Annotated in this window: 17 protein-coding genes; 8 read left to right on the forward strand and 9 right to left on the reverse strand. The window is 58.2% G+C overall.

What is annotated here, in order from left to right:
- Window positions 1-265 precede the first annotated feature (265 nt).
- The 4 genes from QVZ43_RS14965 (at window position 266) to QVZ43_RS14980 (ending at window position 6,629) form a co-directional block, all read left to right on the forward strand.
- On the forward strand, window positions 266-1,480 hold the full coding sequence (locus QVZ43_RS14965) for a serine hydrolase domain-containing protein (protein ID WP_302910573.1): 1,215 nt from the start codon (window positions 266-268) through the stop codon (window positions 1,478-1,480).
- A gap of 79 nt (window positions 1,481-1,559) precedes the next feature.
- A complete protein-coding gene (locus QVZ43_RS14970; RefSeq protein WP_223792764.1) occupies window positions 1,560-2,837 on the forward strand; it encodes an O-acetylhomoserine aminocarboxypropyltransferase/cysteine synthase family protein in 1,278 nt (425 codons plus the stop codon).
- Window positions 2,838-2,967: 130 nt separating this feature from the next.
- A complete protein-coding gene (gene lipA, locus QVZ43_RS14975; RefSeq protein WP_302910574.1) occupies window positions 2,968-4,017 on the forward strand; it encodes a lipoyl synthase in 1,050 nt (349 codons plus the stop codon).
- Between the two features lie 95 nt (window positions 4,018-4,112).
- Complete coding sequence (locus QVZ43_RS14980; RefSeq protein WP_302910575.1) at window positions 4,113-6,629, forward strand: efflux RND transporter permease subunit; 2,517 nt, start codon at window positions 4,113-4,115, stop codon at window positions 6,627-6,629.
- A gap of 62 nt (window positions 6,630-6,691) precedes the next feature.
- On the opposite strand, the gene QVZ43_RS14985 is transcribed toward QVZ43_RS14980, so the two are convergent.
- Entirely contained in the window at window positions 6,692-7,135 is a 444-nt protein-coding gene (locus tag QVZ43_RS14985; protein WP_223792761.1) for a Spy/CpxP family protein refolding chaperone, read from the reverse strand.
- 251 nt (window positions 7,136-7,386) lie between these two features.
- Here QVZ43_RS14985 and ylqF point away from each other — a divergent pair, with 251 nt between their 5' ends.
- Window positions 7,387-8,325: a ribosome biogenesis GTPase YlqF gene (gene ylqF, locus QVZ43_RS14990; RefSeq protein WP_302910576.1), complete on the forward strand. Its 939-nt coding sequence runs from the start codon at window positions 7,387-7,389 to the stop codon at window positions 8,323-8,325.
- Here the strand turns inward: ylqF and QVZ43_RS14995 are convergent.
- Both QVZ43_RS14995 and QVZ43_RS15000 read right to left on the reverse strand, forming a co-directional pair.
- A complete protein-coding gene (locus QVZ43_RS14995; protein WP_302910577.1) occupies window positions 8,288-9,064 on the reverse strand; it encodes a helix-turn-helix domain-containing protein in 777 nt (258 codons plus the stop codon). The genes ylqF and QVZ43_RS14995 overlap by 38 nt on opposite strands.
- A gap of 70 nt (window positions 9,065-9,134) precedes the next feature.
- Complete coding sequence (locus QVZ43_RS15000) at window positions 9,135-9,656, reverse strand: Mpo1 family 2-hydroxy fatty acid dioxygenase (protein WP_302910578.1); 522 nt, start codon at window positions 9,654-9,656, stop codon at window positions 9,135-9,137.
- Between the two features lie 214 nt (window positions 9,657-9,870).
- Between QVZ43_RS15000 and fabB the strand changes: the two genes are divergently transcribed.
- Together fabB and fnr are read left to right on the forward strand one after the other, a co-directional pair.
- Complete coding sequence (fabB, locus tag QVZ43_RS15005; protein ID WP_302910579.1) at window positions 9,871-11,085, forward strand: beta-ketoacyl-ACP synthase I; 1,215 nt, start codon at window positions 9,871-9,873, stop codon at window positions 11,083-11,085.
- 129 nt (window positions 11,086-11,214) lie between these two features.
- Window positions 11,215-11,961: a fumarate/nitrate reduction transcriptional regulator Fnr gene (fnr, locus tag QVZ43_RS15010; RefSeq protein ID WP_302910580.1), complete on the forward strand. Its 747-nt coding sequence runs from the start codon at window positions 11,215-11,217 to the stop codon at window positions 11,959-11,961.
- Window positions 11,962-11,973: 12 nt separating this feature from the next.
- Here the strand turns inward: fnr and QVZ43_RS15015 are convergent, their stop codons facing one another.
- Window positions 11,974-12,849 carry an SDR family oxidoreductase gene (locus QVZ43_RS15015; RefSeq protein ID WP_302910581.1) on the reverse strand — a complete coding sequence of 292 codons (876 nt, stop codon included), beginning with the start codon at window positions 12,847-12,849 and terminating at the stop codon, window positions 11,974-11,976.
- 156 nt (window positions 12,850-13,005) lie between these two features.
- On the opposite strand from QVZ43_RS15015, the gene QVZ43_RS15020 reads away from it, so the two are divergent.
- A complete protein-coding gene (locus QVZ43_RS15020; RefSeq protein ID WP_223792754.1) occupies window positions 13,006-13,362 on the forward strand; it encodes a hypothetical protein in 357 nt (118 codons plus the stop codon).
- A gap of 12 nt (window positions 13,363-13,374) precedes the next feature.
- Here QVZ43_RS15020 and alr read toward each other — a convergent pair whose 3' ends face one another.
- The 5 genes from alr to rpsR all read right to left on the reverse strand — a co-directional run bounded on the left by alr (window position 13,375) and on the right by rpsR (window position 17,624).
- Entirely contained in the window at window positions 13,375-14,451 is a 1,077-nt protein-coding gene (gene alr, locus QVZ43_RS15025; RefSeq protein WP_302910582.1) for an alanine racemase, read from the reverse strand.
- Window positions 14,451-15,857: a replicative DNA helicase gene (gene dnaB / locus QVZ43_RS15030; RefSeq protein ID WP_223792752.1), complete on the reverse strand. Its 1,407-nt coding sequence runs from the start codon at window positions 15,855-15,857 to the stop codon at window positions 14,451-14,453. The genes alr and dnaB overlap by 1 nt, the downstream gene beginning before the upstream one ends.
- 177 nt (window positions 15,858-16,034) lie before the next feature.
- Entirely contained in the window at window positions 16,035-16,481 is a 447-nt protein-coding gene (gene rplI, locus QVZ43_RS15035; RefSeq protein ID WP_223792751.1) for a 50S ribosomal protein L9, read from the reverse strand.
- A gap of 20 nt (window positions 16,482-16,501) precedes the next feature.
- Complete coding sequence (locus tag QVZ43_RS15040; RefSeq protein ID WP_223792750.1) at window positions 16,502-17,368, reverse strand: YybS family protein; 867 nt, start codon at window positions 17,366-17,368, stop codon at window positions 16,502-16,504.
- 25 nt (window positions 17,369-17,393) lie between these two features.
- The gene (gene rpsR, locus QVZ43_RS15045; protein WP_206645447.1) at window positions 17,394-17,624 is read right to left on the reverse strand and encodes a 30S ribosomal protein S18; all 231 of its coding nucleotides are present in this window, start codon (window positions 17,622-17,624) and stop codon (window positions 17,394-17,396) included.
- Between the last annotated feature and the right edge of the window lie 4 nt (window positions 17,625-17,628).

Genomic DNA, 17,628 nt, shown 5'->3' on the forward strand with positions numbered 1-17,628 from the left:
CGTTTCGCTCTCGGTACAGCCAAACCCGAATGTGACCAGCACCCACAGTGAGGTCCTGAACAGCGGTTTGGTTTTCATTGCTCGGCTTCCTTGATCTCGCCAGGCGTGGGACATCTTTGTCCCCGGGTAGTCTAGCAGTATAGGAAATACGTGACGTACCGCACGTTTTTCGCGACAGATAACCCCCGAAAAAGTGACGGTGACACCCCCCCTTCTCCCCGCATCGACATTGGCATAAGCTCCCTACTCTGCCGAGGAGAACCGTATGTCTGCCGATGACGATGTCGCTGGCTTTTCAGTCGAGCGCCTTGAACGCATTGCCGCTTATCTGGATCACCATTACCTGCAACCGCGCAAGCTTCCTTGTGCAGTCACGCTGGTAGCCCGCCACGGGAAAGTAGTATGGCAACGCGCGCAGGGCTGGATGGATGTAGAGCGCCAGAGACCCCTGGCTGATGATACGATTTTCCGGATCTACTCGATGACCAAGCCGGTCACCTCCATTGCCATGATGCAGCTTTATGAGAGGGGCCTGTTCAAGCTGGACGATCCCGTGCACCGTTATATTCCGGGGTGGCAGCGTCTGGAAGTCTACGACAACGGGCACTGGCCCGATTTCCAGACCCGTTCTCTCAGCAAGCCGATGACCATTCGGGATCTGATGACCCATACTTCCGGGCTGACCTATGGCTTCCTGGAGCAAACGCCGGTAGATGCCGCGTATCGTCGTCTGAAGCTGGATGGCAGCGGCACCCTGACGCTGGACAAGCTGATCCAGCGCCTGACCGATCTGCCACTGGAGTTCTCACCCGGTACTGCCTGGAATTACTCGGTATCCACCGATGTGCTGGGTTACCTGGTCCAGCAACTATCCGGCCAGTCGCTGGCTGACTATTTCCAGCAGCACATTTTTCGCCCACTGGGCATGGACGACACCGGTTTTCATGTTCCACCAGAGAAACGATCGCGCCTTGCCGCCTGCTACCTGCACCAACCGGGTGACCAGATGAAGCTGCAGGACGACCCGGAGCGCTCCCGCTACTTGCGCGAACCCCGTTTCCTGTCCGGGGGCGGGGGACTGGTGTCCACCCTGGACGACTACCACGCTTTCGCCCAGGCTCTGTGCCAGGGCGGTGAATACCGCGGGCGCCGTATCATCCGCCGTGACACCCTGGATCTGATGCGCCAGAACCACCTGCCGGACAATAAAGACATCCCGGCACTGTCGATCGGTCCATTCAGCGAATCATCCCGAATTGGCAATGGTTTTGGGCTCGGCTTTGCCGTCAGAATTGCCGAATCGCCCCACTCAACCGTGGGCTCCATTGGCGAGTTTGGCTGGGGAGGTCTGGCAGGCACCTATTTCCAGGTTGACCCAGCCAACGAACTGGTCCTAATTTTTATGACACAGTTGATGCCTTCGTCGGCCTACCCGGTTCGGGAGGACGTCCGCAAACTGGTATACGACGCAATGATCTGACCGGTAATTTACCGGACACGATTCAATCCAGAAAGGAATTACCCAACAACACCAACAACCAACCTGCAAGGACGTTGCAATGAAACTCGAAACGCTCGCTCTGCACGCCGGATTCAATGGCGATCCCACGACTCATGCGGCCACCACGCCCATCTACCAGACCACATCGTTCACCTTTGACAATACCCAGCATGGGGCTGACCTCTTCGACCTGAAAGTCCCGGGCAACATCTATTCGCGCATCATGAATCCAACCAATGCGGTGCTGGAAGAACGGATGACACAACTGGAAGGTGGCGTCGGCGCACTCGCACTGGCCTCGGGCATGGCCGCCATCACCTACTCCCTGCAGACGATCTGTAAGGTTGGTAACAACATCGTCAGCACCAGCCAGCTGTATGGTGGCACCTACAATCTGTTCGCCCATTCATTGCCCAACCAGGGCATTGAGTGTCGCATGGTGCCCCACGATGACTTCGACGCGGTGGAAAAGGCGATCGATGAGAACACTCGCGCCCTGTTCTGCGAGTCCATCGGTAATCCGGCGGGCAACATCGTCGACATTCAGCGCTGGGCCGAGATCGCCCACCGCCACGGCATTCCCCTGATGGTGGACAACACCGTCGCAACCCCCTTCCTGTGTCGCCCCATCGAGTACGGTGCAGATATCGTCATCCACTCGCTGACCAAGTACATCGGTGGGCACGGAACGACCGTGGCGGGCATCGTCGTGGATTCCGGCAAGTTCGACTGGAAAGCCAGCGCCGACAAGTTCCCGATGCTGAACGAGCCGGATCCGTCCTACCACGGCGTGGTGTACACCGAAGCCCTTGGCCCTGCCGCCTTCATTGGCCGATGCCGGGTCGTCCCCCTGCGCAACACCGGTGCGGCCCTGTCACCGTTCAATGCCTTCCTGATCATGCAGGGGCTTGAAACCCTGTCTCTCCGTATGGAGCGCCACTGCCAGAATGCCGAGACAGTTGCCAGCTTCCTGGAACAGCACGAGGCGGTTGAGTGGGTCAATTATGCAGCCTTGCCGAACAGCCCCTACAAAGCCACCTGTGACAAGATCTGTGGCGGCAAGGCCTCTGGCATCCTGAGCTTTGGCATTCGGGGCGGGCTGGAAGCCGGTGCAAAATTCATTGATGCCCTGCAGCTGATTTACCGTCTGGTGAACATCGGCGATGCGAAATCCCTGGCCTGCCACCCGGCGAGCACTACCCACCGCCAGCTGGGGCCGGATGAGTTGCGCAGCGCCGGCGTCAGTGAGGACCTTGTCCGGCTGTCCATTGGCCTTGAACATGTGGACGACATCATCGCAGACATCACTCAGGCACTGGCGGCTTCCCAGGCCTGACCCAGACACCGGGTACGACCAATGTCGTGCCCGGTCGATCCCCGTGATTGCCCGTACCCGCCTTGTATCTCCGGGGGCCGGACATTACTCTTAAATGCCCCGCAAGCCTCAACAAAAGAGTCCGGTAGGAATGAGCGACAGCGCAAAACCCCGCATTACCAGTGGTTCCAAATTTCGCAGTGAGCACGGCTTTTCTGCCATCAAGGATGGTGTGAAGCGATCCTCCGGCGACAACTCCGAGAACCGCCCGCTGGAACGCAAGCCAAAGTGGCTGCGGGCCCGCATGCCCGGCGGGGAGCGCTATGAAGCCGTTCGTCGCAACGTTCAGGAACACCGACTGAGTACCGTTTGCCAGGAATCCCATTGCCCCAATATCGGCGAGTGCTGGACCGCGGGCACCGCCACCATCATGGTGATGGGATCGGTCTGTACCCGGGCCTGCAAGTTCTGCGCTGTCGACACCGGGAATCCCAAGGGGTGGCTGGATCACGAAGAGCCCGAGAATACGGCCAAGTCGGTCGAACTGATGGGGCTTCGCTACATCGTGCTCACCTCCGTCGACCGTGACGACCTTGCCGATGGCGGTGCCAGCCACTACGCCGCCTGCGTGGCGGCCATCAAACAGCGCACACCCGAAGTGGCGGTCGAAGCACTGACCCCCGATTTCGACGCGGTAATGTCGGACGTCGAGAAAGTGGTGGATTCAGGACTCGACGTCTTCGCCCAGAATGTCGAAACCGTGGAGCGGCTGACCCAACGCGTCCGCGATCCGCGCGCTGGCTACCAGAAAACCCTGAGTGTTCTGAAACACGCCAAGGATTACCGCCCGGACATCCTGACCAAGACCAGCCTGATGCTGGGCCTGGGCGAAACCGAAGACGAAATTCTGCAAACCATGGACGACCTGCGTGCCATTGGCGTGGACATCCTTACTCTGGGCCAGTACCTTCGCCCGACACCCAACCACCTGCCGGTTGAGCGTTACGTCACCCCCGAGGAGTTCAACCGTTACCGGGAAATCGGTCTGGAAAAAGGTTTCATGGAAGTGCCGTCCGGCCCCATGGTCCGCTCCAGTTATCGGGCCGACAAGGTGTTCGACAAGAACAACCTTGGCCTGGCGGTGCCAGACGTTCCTGCGTCGGCCAATGCGATGCAAATTCCTGTCAAATCCCTCGACTGACGCCCACGGATCGCCGATAACCCGCCCCGAAAGGTCACAGTTTACCGGCATTTATGGCAAACTCTGCGCTCGTTTTTGCGCAGAGTTGTCCATCCATGAACCGGCTTTCCAATCTGTATAATCGCCTGATACTGCCACACCCGCTGATGGTGCTGGCCGCCCTCGCCCTTCTCTTGGGCCTGGCAGCCCTTCGTTTTGACCAGTTCCGCCTCGATGCTTCGGCCGAATCCCTGGTTCTGGAGAACGACCGATCACTGGAACAGTACCGTCAGGTGAACCGGCGTTTCACCACCTCCGACGATTTCCTGGTGGTTACCTACACGCCCCACGACACGCTTTTCTCCGAGCAGGGTCTGTCGGATCTGCGCGGTCTGCGGGACGAACTTCAGGCACTGGACGCCGTTGGCTCGACCAACAGCATCCTCAATGTGCCACTGCTCCACAGCCCGGACCTGACGCTGGACACCGCCGACTCAGAAATCAAAACCCTGGACGAGCATGACGTTCCGCCTGAAACCGCGCGCGGTGCCCTGCTCAACAACCCGCTGTACCCCAACCTGCTGATCAGCGAGGACGGTCAGACCACCGCCATTCAGGTCAATCTACCCACCCCAGAGAAATACTTTGAATTACTGAACGAACGCAATCGACTGCGTGACCTCTTGGCCGCCGGCGATGCAAGCGCCGGGCAACAGACTCAATACGAAAGGGCGCGGGACGCTTTTATCGGTTATACCGAGCAACTCGGAAAGGAGCGGGACGCCACCATTAATCGCGTTCGAGACATTCTCGACCAGCATCGCCACAAGGCTGATATTCACCTTGGCGGTGTACCCATGGTGGTTTCGGACATGATCCGGTTTATCCAGAACGACCTGTCCACCTTCGGTCTGGGCGTTCTGGTGTTCCTGTTGGTGACGCTGGCGATCATCTTCCGCCAGTGGCGCTGGGTGCTGGTGCCCCTGCTGTGCTGCAGCTTTACCGTGTGGTTGATGATTGGCTTCCTTGGCTGGGCACAGTGGCCGGTGACGGTGATTTCCTCAAATTTCGTCGCCCTGCTGCTGATCATGACCCTGTCACTGACCATCCACCTGATCGTGCGCTACCGGGAGTTCCAGCACGACGAACCGGAAGTCGCCGCCCGCGATACGCTCCGCAAGACCGTGTATGCCATGGTCAAACCCTGTTTCTACATGGCAATCACCACCATTGTGGCGTTTGGCTCCCTGACCTTCAGCGGTATCCGCCCGGTCATTGATTTTGGCTGGATGATGACCCTCGGCCTCGCCGTGGCCTTCCTGATCACCTTCGTGGTCTTCCCGGCGCTTCTGGCGTTGCTACCGCCGCCTCTTGACAAGCGGGTGACCTCCGACCGAATTCCCTTTACCGATGCTTTCGCCCGCTTTACCGAACGGTTTGGCTCATTGGTGCTCGTGGGATCGCTGGTCATCGCAGTACTGTGTGTGATCGGTATCAGCCGACTGACGGTGGAAAACAGCTTCGTCGATTACTTCAAGTCATCGACGGAAATCCACCAGGGCATGGTGACCATCGATAACCGGCTGGGCGGCACCACGCCGCTGGATGTGGTGATTACCGACGACCTGCCGCCTGAAGACGCGGCGGTGGATGGCGACCCCTTTGCCAGCAGTTGCGATCCGTTTGTCGACGATTGTGGCGGCGCCGAGGAGTACCGGGACACCTGGTACACCTATCAGAAAATGAGTCGGCTGGAGAAGGTCCACAGTTATCTGGAGAGCCTGCCGGAAACCGGCAAGGTGCTGTCCATCGACACCACTCTCGCGATTCTGGCCACGATCAATCAGGGCGAGCCTCTGGACGCGCTGGAACTGGCGTTTGTACCGGCGGCCGTGCCGGACGATCTCAAGGATATTCTGCTCACGCCCTACATTTCCGAAGAACACGACCAGGCCCGTTTCAGCATCCGTATCCTGGAAACCATGCCAGACCTCCGGCGCCAGGCACTGCTGGATCGCATCAGAGAGCACCTGACCACGGAACTGGCCTTCGAGGATGACCAGGTGCTCTTCACCGGCATGACCGTGATGTACAACAATATGCTGCAAAGCCTGTTCGACTCCCAGATCAAGACCATTGGTGTGGTGCTGCTGGCCATTCTGGTGATGTTCCTGCTGCTGTTCCGGTCGCTGAAGCTGGCGCTGTTGGGTATTGCCCCCAACCTCATTGCCGCCGGATCGGTCCTGGGGCTGATGGGTTGGCTGGGCATTCCGCTGGATATGATGACCATCACCGTCGCGGCCATCACCGTGGGCATTGCCGTCGACGACACCATCCACTATATCCACCGGTTCCGTGTGGAAATCCGTAAGGACGGTGACTACCTGGCCGCCATGCATCGCTGCCATCGCAGCATCGGCCAGGCGATGTTCTACACCTCCCTGACGATCATCTCGGGCTTCTCCATCCTGGTGCTGTCAAACTTTATTCCGACCATCTACTTTGGTCTGTTCACCGGCTTCGCCATGTTCATGGCACTGGTTGGCGCACTGACATTGCTGCCGCGCCTGATTGTCCTGACCAAACCCTTCGGTCCGGAAGGCAGTTCCAGCAACACCCAGACTGCCAACTGACACAAAAAAGGCCGCATCAAATGATGCGGCCTTTTCATTTCAACGATACAGGCAGAGCCGTATTACTGCCCCGGCTGCTGCATCATCTGACGCTGTTGTTGCATCTGCTGTTGCATCTGCTTCATCCGGCGGTCCAGTTCGTCACGCTGCTCATCAGTGAACACGCTGTCTACTTTGGCCTGCATCAGGGTCGACAATGCAGCGATTTCACCAGTCAGCTCGCCCAGCTCCTCGGCACTTTCACGAATCGTGGCTTCATCGTAGTCGGCCTTGATTTCGGCCTGCAGTGCCTGCTGTAGTGTCCGGGCTTCCTGCTGAAGCTCGCCAATCTGCCCCTGCATCTCGTCAATAATGCCGCGGATCTCTGTTTGCTGGTCATCCGACAACCCTACCAGCTGCGCCAGCTGATCTACCTGGTCGGGCTGACCAGCCGGGGCCTGCGCAGCTACCGGCGCTGACAAAGACAGAGCGATGAGTGCCGAACCAATCAATTTACCGAGCTTCATAAACTTCTCCGTTAATGGGGTAGCCTAACTCAAGAGGCCACAAACATGTATTTTTCTCGTCACAGGTCGTACACCCTAAAACATCCGGGCCCGCCTTTGCATCCCATTCCTGCCCCTTTGTGGTGGATTTCTCGTATGCATTTCCGTTTGGCGCTGCCCGGGTGACTCACATCCGGGCAGCCTTCAACAAGTGAAAAACTGGCCATTCCCCTTCATAATGGCGCCGTTCAATCACCGGCGGAGTAGCAATCATGGCAATTAACTGGTTTCCCGGGCATATGCACAAGGCCCGCAAGGAGATCAAACAAGTCATGCCCCAGATGGATCTGATCATCGAAGTGCTCGATGCCCGGATACCGTTCAGCAGCGAAAATCCGCTGGTGCCGGCCCTGCGTGGAGACAAACCCGTCATCAAGGTTCTGAACAAGCGCGACCTGGCGGATCCGGAGATCACAGAACGCTGGCAGACCTGGCTTGAGCGCGAGCGGGGGGTTCGCACCATCACCCTCACCCACAACCAGCGCCACGAAGCCCTCGGCATCCTGGAGCTGGCCCAGGAGATGACGCCCGACCATGATCGGCAGAAAAGCGCCCTTCGGGTAATGATTCTGGGCATTCCGAATGTCGGGAAATCCACCATCATAAACACACTGGCTGGCCGCCCGGTGGCAAAAACCGGCAACGAGCCGGCCGTTACCCGGGCCCAACAGGCCATCAAGCTGCCAGATAACATCCTGCTGTACGATACCCCGGGCTTTCTCTGGCCCAAACTGTCACCGGAGGCCAGTGGTTACCGGCTTGCCGTCAGCGGTGCCATTCGCAGTGCCGTACTGGATTTCGAAGACATCGCTCTGTTTGAAGCGGACTACCTGATACAGGCCTACCCGGAGCTGGTGCAGGCGCGCTACGGACTGAATCCATTGCCGGAAGACGGACTTGGGCTGATGGACGCCATTGCCGCCAAACGGCGCTTTTTCGGTCGAGGCAGCATACCCGACCTGCACAAGGTATCGGAGGTGCTGCTGAACGAGTTCCGCAGCGGTACATTGGGTCAGATCTCTCTGGAAACACCGGAGATGGTGGAACAGGAACTGGCTGAGGCCGAACGCGAAGCTGCCGAAAAGGCTGCCCAGAAAACGGCTCAAAAGGATGTTAAGGGGAAGAAGAAAGGCCGCACCGGCAAACGTTGAACCAGCCAGTGGTGACGTATTCGGATGGCAGGGCATCGAACATGTCACGGGCCGTTCGTACAAAATGGGGCTGGTCGTAGAATCCGGCGTCCAGGGCGAGCTGGGACACGGTTTTTCCCCGCTCCCAGTGGGCCAATACCTGGTTCACCTTCAGGTGCAACAGAAACCGTCGCAGGGGAACACCCACCTGCTGCCGAAATAAATGGCTGAGCCGCGACGGTGACAGCCCCACCGAAGCCGCCAGTGAAGCCACCTGAATTCTTTCAGGCAACTCGGCCCTCAGTAATCCACACACCTGTTGAACCCGGTCATCCAGTGGTTCGGGCCTCTCGCCCAATGCCTGCAAGATATTCAGCAGAGCCTCATGCACCCCGGCACAGCCCATGTCCGCGATGCTATCCAACTCCTCTACTGAATGGGAGACCTCAACCCAACTCCGCTCCTCAAGCAAATGACACAGCGAACGCCAGTAACGGCTGTCCGGGTCCAGTTGGGCGCACCACATTCGGGTATCGCCTGGCTCCAGGGACTGCTCCACATCCGGTGCGACGAGAACAGCGCGCGTCATTCGCCAGTGGCCATCCACGCGGATACGGAAACACCCATCCAACCCCACCAGCCAGGACGCACTGATGTGCCGGTGCGGACGATTGGGCATCAGGCGCCCGACCACGTGCCAGTGATCGGGCCATAGAAACAGGGTGCCGTGGGGCGATTGCTGCATAACCAAGCCAGTCATAAATTTCGTTGTCTGCCCGAAGCATACCGCAGGCCGGCGCAATCGCCATCCGCTACCAGCAAACCGTCAATTAATGGTTCTGGGCTGGTGTGTTGCCACCGGTACCCTGGGCGTGGGGCACGGGAATCCCCAGCTTGGCCGCAAATTCAACACTGACGAAAATCGGGCCAATCAGCAGAAACACCAGGTCTTCCACGAAGGACGGCTTCTTACCCTCGACCTTGTGGCCGTATACCTGAACGGCCCAGGCCAGCACCCAGATAATAAGACTGGTCCAGAACAGCGACCATCCCGCGGCCTTCACACTCAGGATTGCCCAGACGGACACCGCAAACCAGCCCACCATCAGCAGGAATACCCAGAACGACAATCGCAGGTACAGAATGCCGGAGAGCACGCCCAGCAGGGTGGCGCCGTTTACCCATTCCGCCGCTGCCCCACTCAGGCCGAGCCAGCTACCAATGGGCACCAGCCATAGCAGGCCCAGAGTCGAGATAAGAATGGCGGGTACACAGACAATATGAATCCACTGATTGAGTGGATTCTGGTGGCTGTCTCCGTAGTCACTCAAAAATTGCTGCAACGAACGCATGTCAATTCTCCTTGTTGTTGTCCCATCAGATACCGTCACTTTACCAGTAGATAAACTCTCGGACTTGTACGAAACAGCTATGGCTCTAAAACCAGCGCGAACGGCCGTCTCTTACCAAGGTCAAATATCCCCCGGAGCACCCAGGGCCTACACTGTCCCCTATTCCACGATTTCAACCGCCCCGATGCATTAAACGGGGCAACAGGAGGAGCATATGAGACGCGTTGTCGTCACCGGCATGGGCATCGTGTCCTGTCTTGGAAACAGCCTGGAGGAGGTTGTTGAGAGCCTGAAACACGGACGGTCCGGCATCGGTTTCAACCAGACCTACGCCGACAAGGGATTTCGCAGCCAGGTTTCCGGTTCACCGGACATCGACACATCCGTTATCGACCGGAAGATACGGCGCTTCATGGGGCCATCCGCCATGTACAGCTACCTGGCCATGGAACAGGCCATCGCCCAGGCCGGCCTGACCGACGAGTTGATTTCCAACGATCGGACCGGGCTCATTGCCGGTTCCGGCGGCGCCTCCTGTTCCAGCCAGGTGGAAGCCACCGACACAATGCGGGAGAAAGGCGTCAAACGTATCGGCCCGTATATGGTGCCGCGCATCATGACCAGCACCGTATCGGCGTGCCTGGCCACGGCCTACAAGATCCGGGGTGTGAACTATTCCATGTCCTCGGCCTGCGCCACCAGCGCCCACTGCATCGGCCACGCCATGGAACAGATCCAGGCCGGCAAGCAGGACATCGTGTTTGCAGGCGGCGGTGAGGAAGAAGACTGGAGCCTGACCATGATGTTCGACGCCATGGGCGCACTTTCCACCAAGTACAACGACGCCCCTGAGACAGCCTCCCGCCCGTTCGACAGCGGGCGCGATGGTTTCGTGATCGCCGGCGGCGGCGGGATGATGGTATTGGAGGAACTGGAGCACGCCCGCAAACGCGGTGCAACGATTCTGGCGGAGCTGACCGGCTATGGTGCAACGTCAGATGGCTACGACATGGTCGCCCCCTCCGGCGAGGGTGCCCAGCGCTGCATGCAGCAGGCAATGGCCACCATTCGCGGCAAGGTGCAGTACATCAATGCCCACGGCACCAGTACCCCAGTGGGGGATGTGGCGGAAATGGGCGCATTGCGAAACACCTTTGGCGATGATGTGCCCGCCGTCTCCTCAACCAAGTCCCTTTCCGGGCACTCCCTGGGCGCCGCGGGCGTACACGAAGCCATCTATTCGCTATTGATGCTGCAGCACGGATTCATTGCCGGAACCGCCAATCTGCAGAATCTGGATGAAAAGATTCAGGGGCTGCCTATCGTGGGGCCCGAGTCCCGAGAGGCCGATCTGTCCACCGTGATGTCGAACAGTTTCGGGTTCGGAGGCACCAACGCCACCCTGGTGTTCGAAAAACTGATGGACTGAATCTTCGGAGGCACCAGCCGGGCCTGTGTCTCACGGCCCGGCAATACGTCAGTCCAACGATTGGCAAAGACACCGTTACGTATTAAGGTACGGGTTTGTCAGGGATAAGAACGAACGGATCGTCTCGCTATGGCCCAACCTATCCGGCTCCATCGGACCTCCTCACCACTCAAAGCCTCATGTCACCAGTGCAGTCTCAGCAATCTGTGCCTGCCTCTGGCTGTGGAAGAAAATGAGCTTGATCGACTGGAAGACATTGTCCAGCAAGGGCGCATTTTCAATCGTGGTGAGCACATCTTTGATCAGAGCACGCCGTTCCGCGCCTGTTTTGCAGTGCGCAGCGGGTCCGTCAAGACCTCCATCATCACTGAAAGCGGCGAAGAACAGATTACCGGGTTCTTCATGCCGGGCGAACTGGTCGGGCTCGACAGCATGAGCCACGAGACCTATGCCTGCACCGCACGGGCCCTTGAACGCACCAGTATCTGCGAGTTTCCGGTTGATAAGCTGGAAGAGCTGACCGGCAAAATGCCGGAACTTCAGCACCACATGTATCACCTGATGAGCCAGGAAATCCAGAACGGCCATCAGCTGGCCATGTTGCTGAGCAAGAATACGGCTGAGGAGCGCATCGCCGCTTTGCTGCTGTCCCTGTCCTCCCGTTTTGAGCGTCGTCGGATGTCAGGCACCCACTTCAGCCTGCCGATGGCTCGCAGTGATATTGCCAATTTCCTGGGCCTTGCCGTGGAAACGGTGAGCCGGGTCTTCACGAGATTTCAGAACCAGGGACTGATCAAGGCGCGAGGCCGGGACGTGGAACTGCTGGATGTGGATGCTCTGCAACTGGTGGCTCGCGATTCTACCCGGCAGGACTAACGGCCGGCCTGGTTAGTTGGCCGGCACCCTTTCCGCTTTCGTTGCAGGCTCTGTCAGCATGGCGGCTTCGTCCGCCAGAAACGACCGCCAGGGCTGCTGCTTGATGCCAAAGGTATTACGGATTTTGGTGCAGATTAACGTGGTATTGAGCGGTTCCAGCTGAGCCCAATCCGGCACGTCATCCACGACCCTTGTGCTCTCCGGGATACCGGGCAAACCCACAATCACCTGTCCCAGTTCGTACAGATTCACCTCTTCGGCACCTGCATACTGATAGGTCCCCCAAACCTCAGCGCCGCAATCGAGCTGAAGAATGACAGCAGCCATCACCCGGGCCAGATCGGCCACGGCAACCGGCAATCCCCGGCAGCGACCCGGCATGGACAACGCATTCCCGGCAGAGGCGCTCGCCTGAACCTTGCGAATAAACCGCGACAGACTCCACCCGGTACGCAAGATAATGTGCCTCGGCAACAGCGTGCGCAGAGCCTGTTCACACTCCCACTGCCAGTTACCCAATTCATTGAAAGGCTGCCCCGGGTTCGAGGTGATGTAGCCCCGCTGCTTGCGACCATCGAAGACATAACACGAGGACAACTGGAACAGGGCAATGTCCCGGTCCCGGGCACATTCGGCCAATGCCACTGGTAAGGAAAAGGCCGCCTTGTGGGTGTCTTCCGGATCTTTCTGGGCATCCTCCGGATCCACCAGCCAGAGTGCGTTGACGATCAGGTCGGTATCTTCCGGAACCCAGCTCTGTACCGCGTGAAGATCGGCGCTGGCCGGGTCACTGACCAGCAGTGGAGTCACCTGCAACGGAGTGTTGCGCAGGCGTTCGAGCAGCAACGTCCCAAGTGGACCATAATCATGAACAACAAGTACGTGCACGACGAGTTAACGCCTCCAGACTATTACAGATATGACGGCAGCCCCGAAAAGGTCAGCCAATGGCTTCTTGAAGCCGAGGCATACAATAACAGCTTGTCCGGGCTACCGGCAGTTTATATCGTTATCTTCACTTATGAGTAAGTAACAGGAAACAAGATGCTGAAACAACAGAGCCACATTGTGGCGCCGATTCCGGATGAACTACGCACCCGAGCTCTGTACACCGTCAGCCAGCTCCGCAGCCGGGGCAAGGCCGACAAGGAAGCCATCGATCAGCTTTACTCCCTGATCGTCGAACTGACCGAGAACGGGCTCGACTTCTTCTTCATCGAACCGCTGCGCCGCCTGAGAGCGGGCAGCATGATGATGGGCATGGCCAACATGGGCATCGGCAGCATGCTGAAAGGCAGCAAGATGGTAGTCCACAAAGTGCTCAAGAAGCTCGACGACAGAAGCCTGGCGGCCATTCTCGATTTCATTGAAGAAATCATTCACGAACCCGAACAGGCCTGATTAAAGCGTCTGCTATTGATACAGCCTGGGAACCCGGGCTGTAATGCCGGTCAGCAACTCGTAGGCAATGGTTTCGGCACAGCGCGCGACGTCATCCACACTGACGTTTGGGCCCCAAAGTTCCACCGTGTCGCCCTCGGCAGCATCCGGTGCCCCACTCAGATCCACCGCCAGCATATCCATCGAGACCCGACCAATCAGGCGGATTTTCTGCCCCCGAATGGCCGCCGGAGTGTCGGTGCCCGCATGCCGGGGATAGCCATCCCCATATCCAATACTGACCATACCCATTCGCATGTCACGATCGGCAATAAAACCGGCCCCATAGCCAACGCTTTCACCCTTGCAGAGGGTACGCGTGGAAATGAGCGGCGCCTCGAGGGTCATCACTGGCTTGAGCCCGAGCTCGGGGCCAGTTCTAGCCGCCATGGGTGAGCTGCCATACAGCATGATCCCTGGCCGGCTCCAGTCAAACAAAGGCTGACCCGGGATAAAATGCGCGCCGGAGTTACCCACACTTCTCATGTAATCCGGCCAGGGCGCTGTTGCGTCCACGAAACTGGCGGTCTGCTGGGCGGTCATCGAACTCGACTCATCATCGGCGCAGGCGAAATGGGTGACAAAGCCCAACAAACTTTTGTTTGCGCCAATGGCCTCCAATCGCCCCATCACATCAGCCAGCCCTCGCGGCGCATAGCCGAGACGGTTCATGCCACTGTTTACTTTCAACCAGAAGGGGCCGCGAGAGACGCTTTTTTCGACCCAGCCAAGTTGCTGCTCACTGTGCAGGACCGGCTCAAAGCCTTGCTCAGCGCAACGCTCGATGTCGCCAAATTCATGAGGCCCCTGCAACAGAACCACCGGCTGGGTATGCCCGGCACTGCGAATTGCCTGCGCCTCCTGCAGGCTGGCCACCGCAAATTTTGGCGCCAGATCAGCCAGCGCAGAGGCGACCTGAACAATCCCGTGCCCGTAACCGTCCGCCTTGATCACGGCCATGGCTTGAGCAGAACCGGCCCGTTCCGACGCCAATTGATAGTTGTAGCGCAGGGAGTCCAAGTGAATTCGTGCAACAGTACTTCGCGGCATTAATACTCTCCGTCAAAATCGCCATAATCACCGTGTGCCAGGTCTTCGAACTTGGTGTACTTACCAATGAAGGCCAGGCGAACCGTACCAATAGGGCCATTACGCTGCTTACCAATGATGATTTCAGCAATGCCTTTGTCCGGCGTGTCTTCGTTGTAGACCTCATCCCGGTATACGAACATGATGACGTCCGCATCCTGCTCGATCGCCCCGGATTCACGAAGGTCCGAGTTTACCGGACGCTTGTTCGGGCGTTGCTCCAGACTCCGGTTGAGCTGCGACAGAGCCACTACAGGGCAATTCAATTCCTTAGCGATACCCTTGAGCGAGCGCGAGATTTCGGAAATTTCCGCCGTCCGGCCTTCGGTATTGCCCGGCACCCGCATCAGCTGCAGGTAGTCCACCATGATCAGGCCCATCTTGCCGTCATTTTCCCGGGCAACACGACGGGCGCGGGAACGCATTTCAGTCGGACTCAGTCCCGGGGTGTCATCGATGTACAGGGGCTTATCCTTCAACAGGCTCACTGCCGATGTCAGCCGAGGCCAGTCGTCTTCTTCGAGCTTACCGCTTCGCACCTTGGTCTGATCAATACGACCGAGCGACGACAGCATCCGCATGGCCAGAGAATCCGCGGGCATTTCCATACTGAACACAAGAACCGGCGTGCCCGTACTGATCAGAGAGTTCTCTACCAGGTTCATGGAAAACGTGGTCTTACCCATGGAGGGACGACCCGCTACGATGATCAGATCCGCCGGCTGCATACCGGATGTCTTTTCATCCAGATCCCGGAAACCGGTCGTCAGCCCCGTGGTTTGTTCGCCGGATTCAAACAATTCCTCGATACGACTCAGGGCCTTGGTCAGGATCGGGTTGATCGTCTGTGGTCCCGTGCCCTGTTTGTTACGGGACTCGGCAATCTGGAACACACTCCGTTCTGCCTCATCCAGTACCTCATCACTGGTGCGCCCCTGTGGATTGAACGCAGAGTCTGCGATAGTCCCGGACACCTCGACCAGCTGACGGAGCACCGACCGCTCGCGCACGATAGTGGCGTAGGCCTTGATGTTAGCCGCACCCGGAGTTTTCTCGGCCAGCTCCGCAAGATACGAAAGTCCGCCGGCGTCTTCGATATCACCCGCGCGCTCCAGAAACTCGGCCAGGGTAACAACATCCAGGGGCTCACTTTCGCTGGCGAGACGTTCGACGGCACCGAAAATCAGGCGATGATCCTGACGGTAAAAATCCTCGGCGGAAATCAGTTCCGAGACCTCATCGAATCGCCGGTTATCCAGCATGAGACCGCCCAGGACCGCCTGCTCCGCCTCAACAGAATGCGGCGGCACTTTCACACGACTGGTTTCAAGATCAGTAGTAGAGGATTTCAGATTGGACTTGGCCATAACGACGTCTTCAGTTTGATACCACGAAGCTGACAGTTTACGGGCTGGGCTTCGATTTTGGGAGTGCTTGTTTTTGCCATGATACATACAAAAACGGGCCCGGAGCCATTGACGGCCCGGGCCCGTTTACATCAAGCCAGGCCGGGAGATCCCGGCCCGCCAGAGGGACGTTGACGATTATTCGGCAACGACCGCCAGCTTGATGGTCACTTCAACGTCAGAGTGCAGCTGAAGGTCGATGTCGTACTCACCAGTAACCCGCAGCGGGCCTTCCGGCAGACGCACTTCGCTCTTCTCTACCTCGGTACCACCGGCAGTCACCGCATCCGCGATGTCACGCACACCGATAGAACCAAACAGCTTGCCTTCATCACCCGCTTTGGAGGTGATGGTGAAGGACGCACCTTCCAGAGCCTCGGCGCGAGCCTGGGCAGCGGCCAGCTTCTCAGCGGCAGCCTTTTCCAGCTCTGCACGACGCTCTTCAAACGCCTTCACGTTCTCTGCGGTAGCAGGAACGGCTTTGCCATAAGGAAGCAGGAAATTACGACCGTAACCGGCCTTAACCTTAACCTTGTCACCCAGTGAGCCAAGGTTTGCAACTTTCTCGAGCAGAATAACTTCCATCTCGTTAACCTCTTCGTGCTTTATTCAGCCGGTCCGGAAGGCTTGATGCGCCCCCGAAAATCCAGCCAGCTATCCACAAAAGCCAAAAACACCAACAGAATCATCAGACTTGGCCCCAACAGAACCAGAGCGATGTAAAACATCACCAGCCATTGGCCACTCAGCTGCTTACGTCCCACGAAACCATGCACCAATGCCACACCAGCAATAAATAGCGGTGTACCCGCTACCCAGACCAGCAACATGGCGTTAAGCCCGAGCATCGGGCCAACCACCATGACGACCGCACAGCCCACCGCAATGGCAGGTGACAATCGCAGGGCATGGAATTCCTCTCGGAATCCGCCGGGGTTATACAGCCCGGCTTGCCAAGCCCTCGCCAGCATTGTCATGGCAATACCTGTTGCCAGGTACGTGCCCGCCATGCTGGCGTTCATGGTCTCCCGAACGACTTTTTCGAGGTTATCCCCGAGCGTCTGGGCGACCTGGGCATTGTAGTCTTCGTAAAAACTGACCCCGGCGCGGACCAGTTCGTCCAGCAATCCGGGATACACCACAGGCAACAACAGGCCCGTGATGATGGCCAGAAAGCTCCCCGCAAGCAGGGCTCTTTCCCAGGACAGCGTGGTTCTGAGCACCGACGCCATCAGCATTACCTGAAGCAGCACAGCCAGAGCCGTTGGGTCCTGCCCAAACCAGCTCCAGCCCAGCGCCGGAAGCAATGCCCAGAGGCCAATATTGAACCCCTGGCTGATGCCAAGCCTGAGAATCACCAGACCGACAACAGCTGCGCCAATCCAGAACAGCAAAGGCAACGCCGTCGTTATGACGGCTACCCCGCTGGCCTGCAGGGGACCTCGCATTACATACTGCGCGAGTGCACGCATGGTCCCAAGTCCTGTCTATCTGTTATTAGTGATCGTGGCTGTCCGAGTACGGCAGCAGTGCCAGGTAGCGGGCACGCTTGATAGCGGTAGCCAGCTGACGCTGATAACGTGCTTTGGTGCCGGTGATGCGGCTGGGCACGATTTTGCCGGTTTCAGTGATGTAGCCTTTCAGGGTGTCCAGATCTTTGTAATCGATCTCTTTAACACCTTCTGCCGTGAAACGGCAGAACTTACGACGTCTGAAAAAACGAGCCATAACG

It is taken from the genome of Marinobacter suaedae, from assembly GCF_030519635.1.
Taxonomy (GTDB): domain Bacteria; phylum Pseudomonadota; class Gammaproteobacteria; order Pseudomonadales; family Oleiphilaceae; genus Marinobacter; species Marinobacter suaedae.